Source organism: Synechococcus sp. R55.2, from assembly GCF_047462075.1.
Lineage (GTDB): Bacteria > Cyanobacteriota > Cyanobacteriia > Thermostichales > Thermostichaceae > Thermostichus.
Genome location: NZ_JANSIH010000055.1, coordinates 1 through 10,241 on the forward strand (window position 1 = coordinate 1; position 10,241 = coordinate 10,241).

The window sequence follows — 10,241 nt, forward strand, 5'->3', positions numbered from 1 at the left end:
TACCGCCATTCTGTTTGGAAACAAACAGAATGCTATCGCTGCATAGTTGAACAGTAATGTTCAGCAGTGTTCAGCGTAAATGTATCAGGTCAGCCCCAGCCCTAGGGCAAGATGAGCATGCCATCCCCAAAGGAATAGAAGCGATATCCCTGCTCGATGGCCTCTCGGTAGAGATCCAGCAGCCTTTGCCGCCCGATCAGCGCAGCCACCAGCATCATCAGGCTGGAGCGGGGCAGGTGAAAATTGGTGACCAGTCCTTGAATCACCCGCCAGGAGTAGCCGGGGTAGATGAATAGATCGCTTTTCCCCTGCCAAGGCTGCAAGGTGCCAGAGGCTGCCGCGGTTTCCAAAGAGCGCACCACAGTCGTTCCCACCGCGATCACCCGCCCCCCTCGGGCTTGGGCTTTTTGGATGGCTGCCACCGTTTCTGCCGGCACCTTGAGCCACTCGCTGTGGAGACGATGCTCGGTTACCCGCTCCGCTTCCACCGGTCGGAAGGTACCCAGGCCGATGTTCAGGGTGATGTAGGCCGTTTGGATCCCTTTTTGGGCCAGCCGCTCCAGCAGCTCCTGGGTAAAGTGCAGCCCTGCCGTGGGAGCAGCCACCGAGCCGGGGTGTTTGGCCCAGAGGGTTTGGTAGTCTTCAGGGCGAACTTGTCCTGAGCCCGGGGATCCGGAAGCCTTGATGTAGGGAGGAAGCGGGATCCGGCCCACCTGTTCCAGGATTTCCTCAAAAGGTTGCGCCCCTTCCCACTCAAACTGCACCACTCGCCCACCGGTCTCCGGGTCCAAATCCAGGACAGTGGCTCTCAGCCCAGAGGGGGATCCCTGCTTGCTCCAAAAACCAATCCGATCCCCCACCTTCACCCGTTTGCCCGGCCTGACCAAAACCCGCCAGCTCCACGCCTGATCCGGCAGAGGTTGGGCGGCGGCAGGGATCCCTTCCAGGCAAGGCTCCAGCAGCAACACTTCGACCCGCGCCCCAGAGGGTTCCTTAGCCCCGAACAGGCGGGCCGGGATCACCTTGGTATCGTTGAGAACCAGCAGATCCCCTTCCTGCAGGTAGTCGGGCAGATGGCAGAAGCGGCGATGCTCGTGCCTATCCGGGTGCACCACCAGCATCCGCGCCTGATCCCTGGGCTCCACCGGCGTTTGCGCAATCCGATCTGGAGGGAGGGTGTAGTCGTAGGAAGCTGTGAGCAGATCCGGATTGGGCTCCCTATCGCCCAAAGGCTCAGCCTCACCGGGGGGAGCGGCAGCAGGCGAAAAAGAGTCAGGCATGGAGATGAATCAAGATGGGGTTCTACGTGGATCCAGCATAGCCAACCGGATCCCGCCAACCCTCTCCCTTTTGAGGGAAGCAGCTAAACCTTGGCCACCACCACCTGCTGCGGCTGATCCTGATACTTGCCGGCGCGGTCGGCGTAGGTCACTTGGCAGGGATCCCCTTCCAGAAACAGAAGCTGTACCACCCCTTCGTTAGCGTACACACGGCAGTCGGCGCTGGAGGCGTTGGAAAACTCCAGAGTGAGATAGCCCCGCCATCCCGCTTCAGCCGGCGTCAGGTTGGCAATCAGACCCACCCTGGCATAGGAAGATTTGCCAATGCAGATCACGGTAATGTTATCCGGGACTTGCAGCCGTTCCAAGGACACCCCCAACCCATAGGAATGGGCCGGGATGATAAAGTAATCCCCCATCTCGTCGTGGTGCAGCTCCACCGCTTCCAGATTCTTGGGGTTAAACCGCTTGGGATCCACCACCGTGCCGGGCACATGGCGAAAGATCTTGAACTCCACCGGCGACAGGCGGATGTCGTAGCCGTAGGAAGACAGCCCGTAACTCAAAACGGGCCGAGATTCAACAGCGCGCACCAGCTCAGGGCAGAACGGCTCGATCATCCCTCGCCGCGCTTGCTCACAGATCCAGCGGTCGTTTTTCAACATGGCTACAGCCGGCTTCCTGGAGAGTGAGGGCACATCTGGTGGACAAGCTCCAGTCTTATTGGGACTCCGCCCCCCTGACGCGACCCGTGTTGCCTAGGTCTTTCGGAGCGGAAACTGTTTGCGCTAGCGGTGCGGAGCAACATGGGCTGCTGTAGGCATAGCACCTGTGCCGCTGACTTGAGGGGGATCCAGAGAACAGGCAACATTCCCATCGGCAGTGCGGAGCCCTGGGCCTGGGATGCCACGTAGGCGCAACTGCGTGATCAAGTCGGCCCGCTCCAGAAACGAATCTGGCATCTCCGGCCCGGTGATCACCATGTCCATGGAGATGGGGCGTTGGTCGATTAAGCTCAGCACTTCCGCTTCTGGGATCAGGCCCAACTTCACAGCCAAGCTCAGCTCATCCAACACCACCAAGTCATAGCGGCCACTCCTGACAGCCTCCTGGGTAAATTGCCACAGCTCATCCAATGCCACCCGCTCCTCAGGCTCTAGGTGAGGTGTATCGATGCAGCGGTGCAGGCGACAACGAACCCACTCCAAGGATCTGCCCAGGGAGAGACGATTTTCGGGCCCCTGATTGATCCCACCCTTGAGAAATTGCACGATCAGCACCCGCGTTCCCTGGCCTGCCAAGCGCATCGCCTGAGCCATGACGGGCGTAAACATGCCCCGGCTGGGGTGGGTGTAAAGCTGCAGGGATCCCTGGGGAACCAACTGGGCGGAGAGGGCTCCATCCCGCTGAAGGAAGCGGTCGCCGGCAGCAGAGCTGGCTTGAGCAGTAGGCTGTTTGACGCGGGCCACAGGAAAGGCATCCTTGGGGGAGGGCATAGGATTTGGGGAGGCAGTGCAAACCACGTTCTAATCTCAAGAGCAGGCTAGTGGACACGGCCCTAGGTTATAGGGCCTACAAGTGGTGGAGAGCGTCGGCTATGGATTCCATGAAACACCACCTGTGCGTATCCGTCAATGAGTCGGTTCTGCTTCTAGCTGGCATACAAATCATCCCCAATAGAGTAATAGAAAATACAATCCTTGCCCATCCTAGCTTTTCGGCACGAGAGGCAATACCTGAAAAGAAAAGCTTTGACAGAGGATCTTAATAAAATTTCAGGCCCAGCACAAAAGCTTGTGTGCAGGGCTACCTTACTTGAGTATAGAGGTGCTCTATAAAAATTCGAGGAAAAGATAATTTCTTCCAAATAAGGTTGACTCTCACAAACGGGAATGCCAGCACCGGCAGCCTATCCACCGAGAGCAGCGAGACTTAGCCCACCCCAGAAGCCTTGCCCGACAGGAGCTCCACTCTGTCGGGAGTTGGATAGATCCACACATTGCCGAACATTCGCAGTGGAAAGAATTGCGACCACAACTCCAAATACTTAATTTCCAGACTCGAAATTAACAAAATGCAAATTCGTCAATTATCTTCGTCAAAAAATGATTTATTGACAATATTTTTGAGAATCGCATCCGATTCAGCGAGAAACACAAGGGATTGTGTACATTTTAGATTCTGAGGCCGTTTTCTTCGAGAGATTGACTCTTTAATTATTTTTCTTACCGATCTCGGAGCCGATATTTCCATTTAATTTAACCTCTATTTCTACTCTGAGAAATGAGCATTGGGCATTCAGTTTGGATCCCATTTAAGATTGACCTGCACAAGCTCCGGAGCTTTGGGTGCCGAGATTGCCGGGATCCAGAGCCGAGTCCTTTCCTTCTTGAGAAGTCTTCTCCTAGCAAGGTAGATCCAATCCTGGAGAATACCTGATCCCTCATCCAAGCAGCCGGGAAGTCCGGGGATCCCACCCTCGATCCCTGGATCAAAGGGAAAAGACTCCATCCCGCCGGCACAAAAGTTTTCTGTCACCGACTTGGGCTTGGGAAAAACCCTAGGCCATTGTGAACTCGGGGTGTACGCCGCCGGGATGGACTGGGATCCGTCTCGCTGTTGAGTGGGCTGGCTTCTGGGTGTCGGTGTTCCCAATTGACGGCTTCTCCCCCCAGCACCAAGGTGGAAGCATTGCCCCCATCCAAGTTCAGGGCATGGCGACAGCCCAATTGCTGCATCAACTGTGCCATCTCCAGCAGGGTGAGCCCTTGATTTTCCTGGGCATTGCCGGCGGTAACCAGCAGCAAATGTCCGCTGTCCAGTTGGCCGATGGCACTGCGGGCGGCTCGCTGCCTGCGAAAGAGGGGTTGAAATGCCTCCAATCGGGCATCCAAAACCACCTGCCCATCCAAGAGCAAGAGCGGCCCTGCGCCCAAGAGGTGAGGATAGGCTTCCAGCTCAGGCGGATCCAAGCGCAGATAAAAGCTGAGGCGATCCCCAGGAACCAGCTTGCGGGCTTCTAGGGCACCTTCTAGCCCCCGCCCTGCCAATACATACCCCTCACTGGGAATCTGTACCGTTAAACTGCCGGCCAGGCCAGCCATCAGAATCTCTTGCACCCGATCCTCCCGCACCATCACGAGCATTTCGTCGTCCGTTTGGGTGGTGTAGGTGGATCCCCAGTCGGGGGTGAACTGGGAGATGCCGGGCAGGATATAGCCTGTATTGATGCCCACCACTGGGATTTGATCCCCAATGGCATTGCGCAGCTCTGCTTGCATCCGCAAACGGGCAAAGCGCACGGATCCCCCTTCTTGCCCTGCCGTCCCATCCGACCAGGCGATGACCCCACGACCCAAAATGGGGCTGGAGATCCAACGGCCATCCCGACGAATTGCCCCCAGCGGCTGACGGGTGTTGCGGTTGAAAAACCCACCGTTAATGGCGGCTACTGCTCCCTGTTCGGGGCCAAAGGAAGACAGCTCCCCCAGACCCACCAGCCCCGCAGGTGCAGCCCAGATAGGCCGCAGTTGGCCCGCTGCGAGAGAAATGACCACGATAGAAACGGGGATCCGATTGTCTCCAACCCAAACCTCCTTCTGGTACAAAGGGATCCCTTGCACCACCCGCACCGGCTGCACACCGAGGGTCACCTGAGCTTGAGCAGCCACGCTGGGCAAAAAGAGAGCAGCAGTGCAGGCTAACCCCCAGCCCATGACCCAGGCGCTCAGCTTGGTTTTGGACATGTCTTCACGTCTTTAGGGCTTCACCATTGTCATTGGGAGATGATTATCCCCCTGCGGCAAAGGTTCCCATCACAATGAGCGACAACAGGATCCCGGGAAAGAGCAGCGTCACCAAGATCAGCAGTTCGGATAGGGTCATTGGGGAATGCTACCTACTTAAGGATTGAGCCAACACAGCAGCCCTAATTTTCACCCTAGCGATCCTATGGAAGTGGCCCAGGATCCCTTTGGGATCCCTTAACACTCGATCACCGGTTTTTGCGGCTGCCCGTGCATGCCATCTCTCGCTCTGCCGACAGTATCCTGGCAAGGGGAAAGCCTTATCCAACGGTTCCTATGGGCATCCAAGGCAAACGCATTGCCGTCGAACCCGACAATCTTCGCCCCTGGCTCAAAGAGGCTGTTTTGGCAGGGGGTGGCGAAATTGTGCCCCTGGCAGAAGCAGAAGCCTTGGTCTGGGCCGATGCCTTTGATGTGCCCGGCCTGAAGTGCTGTCTGGCGGAAGGGAAAGGGATCCGCTGGGTGCAGTTGCCCTGGGCAGGGGTGGAACCCTTTGTTCGGGCGGGAGTCTTGGATCCCGCTTATGTGTGGACTTGTGGCAAGGGAGTCTATGCTCAACCGGTGGCGGAACATGCCTTGGCCCTGACCTTGGCCGGCTTGCGCGACTTGAAGATCCGCGCCTTGGCCCAAACGTGGCAGGAAGGCTCGGGTACCAGCCTCTGGGGCAGCCGCGTGGTCATTTTTGGGGCCGGGGGCATCGCCCAAGAGTTGATCAAGCTGTTGCAGCCTTTTCAGTGCTCCATCGACGTGGTGCGTCGTAAGGCGGATCCCTTGCCGGGGGCCACGCGGGTGGTGACACTCGCGGAACGGCAAACGGTGTTGGCAGAGGCAGACGTGGTGATCTTGGCCTTGGCTCTCACGCCGGAAACTGAGGGGATCATCGCCCAAGCTGAGTTGGAGCAGATGGGATCCCAGTGCTGGCTGGTGAATGTGGCGCGAGGCAAGCACATCGTGACCTCCGACTTGGTGGCCGCCCTGCAGCAGGGGGTCATTCGCGGGGCCGCCTTGGATGTCACGGATCCCGAGCCCCTACCGGATGGGCATCCCCTCTGGAGCTTGCCCAACTGCCTGATTACCCCCCACACTGCTCTTACCGATGCCATGATTGTCCCAGCCCTCTCTAAGCGGGTGCGAGAAAATGTGCGGCGCTTCCGGGCCGGGGATCCCTTGCTGGGGGTGGTGGATCCGGTTTTGGGGTATTGAGTCCTCTAGCCCCCCTCCCTTGGGGAGCCTGGGATCAGAAACATTTGGCGCCAAACCCTACTGCGAAGCCATCTCCCGCACGCGGGCAGCAATGGCCTCTGCCATCTCCTGAGTGCCGACAGGATCCCCTGTGGCCAGGTCATAGGTGACCTGCTTGCCCTCGGCGATCACCGCCTGCACCGCCGCCTCCACCCTTGCGGCAGCCTCCCGCTCTCCTAGGTAGCGCAGCATCATCGCCCCGGAGAGGATCAGAGCGCAGGGGTTGACTTTGTTTTGGCCGGCATATTTGGGAGCAGAGCCGTGAATGGCCTCAAAAACCGCAATGCCGTCGCCGATGTTGGCCCCCGGCGCCACCCCCAGCCCGCCGATCATCCCCGCGCACAAGTCGGAAATGATGTCCCCATAGAGGTTGGTGAGCACCAGCACATCGTAGAGCTGCGGCTTTTGCATCAGTTGCATGCACATGTTGTCCACGATGCGATCTTCAAACTCGATGTCGGGGTACTCCTGGGCCACCTCCCGTGCCACCTGCAAAAACAAGCCATCGGTGAATTTCATGATGTTGGCTTTGTGCACTGCCGTCACCTTCTTGCGGCCATTCTGGCGGGCGTACTCAAAGGCAAATTTGACAATGCGGCGGCTGCCGAAGTCCGAAATGGGCTTGATGCCGATGGCGGATCCCTCGCGGATGGGTTTGCCGGAGAGGCGCATCATTTCCTCCCGCGCTTGGATGGCTTCCGGCGTGCCCCGTTCAAACTCGATCCCGGCATAGAGATCTTCGGTATTTTCCCGCACCACCACTAGGTCGATGTCTTGAAAAGGGCTTTTGACACCGAGCATGGATTTGGCCGGGCGCAGATTGGCGAAAAGATCCAGCTCCTTGCGAATGGCCACGTTGACCGAACGAAAGCCAGTACCTACGGGAGTGCCAATCGGCCCTTTGATCGCCACTTTGGTTTCCCGAATGGACTCCAACACCTGGGGTGGCAAGGGGGTGCCGTATTTTTCAATCACCTCCACCCCTGCCTCTACCGGGATCCATTCGAACCGAACCCCAGTAGCCTCCAAGACCGTGGTCATCGCCTTGGCCACTTCCGGGCCGATGCCATCCCCAGGGATCAAAGTCACACGATAGGCCACAGATGCTTCTCCTCGCAGTGTTAACGACAGCGCAAAAACTCCGTCCTGCCGGCGTGAGAGGATCCCTCCACCAGACAGGTTAGAGAACCGGGAACCCTTGAGCTTAAACGACTATAGAACAGGTTGAGACTGAAAATGCTGCGTCTGCTACCTCAGAAAAGGGGGGGCTAGCCGCAAGATCGGGGACTCGGCGGCAGAGGGACTCGCAGCTCTACAACTGTGCCACTGCCAAAGCGGCGATTACGCCAAGCAATGCTTGCCCCGATCAACTCGGCTCGGTAGCGCATGTTGAGCAACCCGTGTCCATGGCCAGACGGCTGGGCGGGATCCACCCCACTCTTGGACTCCGGCATACCGCAGCCATCGTCGATGATCTTCAGCTCCAAGTGGGTGTAGGGAGCCTGAGGGTTGGTAGAGGAACCCGCGTCCTGTTGCGCCTTGGGCTGAATGATGAGATCGATGCGCCGTGCCCCTGCGTGTTTGACGATGTTGTTCAGAGCCTCCTGCACGATGCGGAAAATGTTGCTCTGGCAGGTGGGGCTGAGACGGGAGAGCAGGCCATCGGCTTGGTTGTCGAAACGGGTGAGGAGAGGATGGGGGGAACGTTGGGCGGCCCGTTCCAGGAGACTGCGCAGAGCGGGGCCAAGGTTAAAGGCCCGCATGGCCGTCGGCTGCAAATCTTCCACGATCCCGCGCAATTCGGCCATGGTCTCTCGCAGTTGGGCGCTCATGGCCCGCAACTGAGCCTGTCCGGCTGGGCCAATGGTCGGATCGCCGGATAGCTCTTGGATCTGGCGAGACAAAGCTCCCAGATCTGCCAAGGTTTGGTCGTGCAAATCGGCGGCCAACCGACGACTTTCCGCCTCTCGCCCCTCGGTTAGGCCCCGCAAAGCTGCTGCCGTCGCCTCCTGACGGCGAACCTGCTCGTAGAAAGAGGCCCGCTGCAAGGCTACTGCCGCAATGTCCGCCAGCGCGTTCACCAAGTCCGTATCTCTGGGGGAAAATCCGGCGGCTTCTGAGGCGATATCGGCGGTTTTGCTTCCCCGAACTGCCGGCTCAAACGGCGGCATGAAGGCGCAAAGCACCCCGGCCACCTGGCGAGCATCGGTGACTATCGGCACACCCAACAGGGAGCGGATGCCCTTTTGCAGCAGATGGCGGCGGGCGTGGGCAGACAATGCGAAGGTGTTGACATCTGGAATCAGCAGCGTGTTCAGGTGGCTGTAGCAATTGACCCAGAGGAGCTGGCTTAGCTCAGGGGGCAGCGTCTGTCCCCTTTGGGAAGGGATCCCCGGCTGACGGCAATACTCTTGGATGATGGCCAGAGGTTCTGCAGGAGCGCCGGCCAAGGGTTGCTGAGCCAAAGGACTCCGTCCCGCCTCTGGTGGGGCTGTTGCTCTGCCTACGGCAGGGGAAGGGGAACCGCAAGGCTGTCGCGACGAGGCTGCGAACGGCTCATGGCCACTGCAGGGCGCCACAAAACTGCACCGCTCAACCTGCAAAGCCTCTGCCATGCCCTCGAGGGCAATCTGCACCACCTCCTGGGGATTGTAGGTGCCGCTGAGGCGCTGGGCAATCTGGCGCAAAAGGCTTTCCCGCTGGGCAGAGCTACGGGTTTGCTCGTAAAGCCGCGCTTGCTTGAGGGCGATCCCCGCCTGCTCGGCCACGGCTTCTGCCAACTCCAGATCCTCCGGCTGCCAAGGACGAGGGGTCAGGGAATCGCTGCCAGGGTAGCGGATTAGGGCAATGCCCCCCAACAGTTCTTGGGGCCTGTCCGGATGCTCAGAAGCAAATAGGGGCACCAACAACAGCCCACTCCCCTGGCTCTGAGGCTTTAGATCGGCCCAGGACTGAGCCGTCTGCGGCTCCGGCACCACCACAGGCCCCCTCAAGGTGGCGAGCAAACTGGCCCCCAAGCGCAACTTGGCTCGAATCGTCTCCGGCAAGTCCGGCGGGATCCCAGGCTCAACCCAGGGGCAATCTGGGGATCCCACCAACGGCCCCCTTGTCGGCAACAGAGTGTCCAGCAACGACTCCGTCCCGCCCACGCGAACGGTGGGGGAAAGCTGCGGCGCATAAAGGCCAACAGGGTGTAGCAGCTCCTGCTCCGGCTGCCAGAGGGCCAAGATACACACATCTGCCTGAAAAGCCGCCCCGATCTGCTGGGTGATCGCATGGAAGAGGGTGGTGGGCTCCAGGCTGGAGCGAATCGCCGCCGTGATCGAGTGCAACAGAGCCAGCCGTTCCGTCTGCTGATGGGCATGCTCGAACAGGCTGGAACGGGTGAGGGCAATGGCCAGTTGAGAGGCCACCGAGCGCAACAGCTCGATCTCCTCCGGCTGCCAAAGGTGGGGTGTGGTGACGTACACTCCCAACAACCCAATCATCTCCCCTGGCTCTGCAGCCAAACCGGGCCGTCCCCCATCCTTCCCGCCAACCTCCGAAAGCCCTACTCCTGCCGAGCCCACCGACTGCACCGGGATCAGCACCGCCGAGCAAGCCTGCAGCGCCTGGAGAGCGGCCAACCCCTCTGGGGTCAGGAGATCTCGATCCGGCAGCAGAGGCAAGGCTATTTGCACCACCTGCCCCGTCCGCAGGCGCTCGCACAGCGAGCCAAAGTCCTGGATCCGGTACACCTCTCCTAGGGAGGGGGTTAGCCCAGGGCTCAGGGCCTCATGGCTGACCCGAACCGTCTGCTGATCCGGGCTGAGACTGTAAAAACAGCAGCGGCTCAGCCCCTTCACCCCTTTCGAGAGAAAGGCCTGCTGCAGCTCCTTCAGGGCAGTGCTGACGATTTGATCCCACTGCAAAA

The 10,241-nt window shown here is 59.3% G+C and carries 7 protein-coding genes; 1 reads left to right on the plus strand and 6 read right to left on the minus strand.

Annotated elements, in window-relative coordinates; genetic code table 11:
- Positions 1 to 101: 101 nt before the first annotated feature.
- The 4 genes from queA to NW838_RS02040 form a co-directional block, all read right to left on the minus strand.
- Positions 102 to 1,280 carry a tRNA preQ1(34) S-adenosylmethionine ribosyltransferase-isomerase QueA gene (queA, locus tag NW838_RS02025; RefSeq protein ID WP_414427409.1) on the minus strand — a complete coding sequence of 393 codons (1,179 nt, stop codon included), beginning with the start codon at positions 1,278 to 1,280 and terminating at the stop codon, positions 102 to 104.
- 83 nt (positions 1,281 to 1,363) lie between these two features.
- Complete coding sequence (dcd, locus tag NW838_RS02030; protein WP_011433274.1) at positions 1,364 to 1,945, minus strand: dCTP deaminase; 582 nt, start codon at positions 1,943 to 1,945, stop codon at positions 1,364 to 1,366.
- Positions 1,946 to 2,068: 123 nt separating this feature from the next.
- Entirely contained in the window at positions 2,069 to 2,776 is a 708-nt protein-coding gene (locus NW838_RS02035; RefSeq protein WP_414427410.1) for a cob(I)yrinic acid a,c-diamide adenosyltransferase, read from the minus strand.
- Between the two features lie 1,038 nt (positions 2,777 to 3,814).
- Positions 3,815 to 5,026: a phosphodiester glycosidase family protein gene (locus NW838_RS02040; protein ID WP_414416499.1), complete on the minus strand. Its 1,212-nt coding sequence runs from the start codon at positions 5,024 to 5,026 to the stop codon at positions 3,815 to 3,817.
- 336 nt (positions 5,027 to 5,362) lie between these two features.
- Here NW838_RS02040 and NW838_RS02045 point away from each other — a divergent pair, with 336 nt between their 5' ends.
- Positions 5,363 to 6,289 carry a D-isomer specific 2-hydroxyacid dehydrogenase family protein gene (locus NW838_RS02045; protein ID WP_414427411.1) on the plus strand — a complete coding sequence of 309 codons (927 nt, stop codon included), beginning with the start codon at positions 5,363 to 5,365 and terminating at the stop codon, positions 6,287 to 6,289.
- 57 nt (positions 6,290 to 6,346) lie between these two features.
- On the opposite strand, the gene NW838_RS02050 is transcribed toward NW838_RS02045, so the two are convergent.
- Both NW838_RS02050 and NW838_RS02055 read right to left on the minus strand, forming a co-directional pair.
- Positions 6,347 to 7,429: an isocitrate/isopropylmalate dehydrogenase family protein gene (locus tag NW838_RS02050; RefSeq protein ID WP_414427412.1), complete on the minus strand. Its 1,083-nt coding sequence runs from the start codon at positions 7,427 to 7,429 to the stop codon at positions 6,347 to 6,349.
- Between the two features lie 167 nt (positions 7,430 to 7,596).
- A partial coding sequence (locus tag NW838_RS02055) for a GAF domain-containing protein (protein WP_414427413.1) occupies positions 7,597 to 10,241 on the minus strand: 2,645 nt, incomplete at its 5' end.

What these genes read in the sequence shown, in the direction of transcription:
- queA (WP_414427409.1), bottom strand. Translation starts at nt 1,280, where the DNA reads ATGCCTGACTCTTTTTCGCCTGCTGCCGCTCCCCCCGGTGAGGCTGAG.
- dcd (WP_011433274.1), bottom strand. Translation starts at nt 1,945, where the DNA reads ATGTTGAAAAACGACCGCTGGATCTGTGAGCAAGCGCGGCGAGGGATG.
- NW838_RS02035 (WP_414427410.1), bottom strand. Translation starts at nt 2,776, where the DNA reads ATGCCCTCCCCCAAGGATGCCTTTCCTGTGGCCCGCGTCAAACAGCCT.
- NW838_RS02040 (WP_414416499.1), bottom strand. Translation starts at nt 5,026, where the DNA reads ATGTCCAAAACCAAGCTGAGCGCCTGGGTCATGGGCTGGGGGTTAGCC.
- NW838_RS02045 (WP_414427411.1), top strand. Translation starts at nt 5,363, where the DNA reads ATGGGCATCCAAGGCAAACGCATTGCCGTCGAACCCGACAATCTTCGC.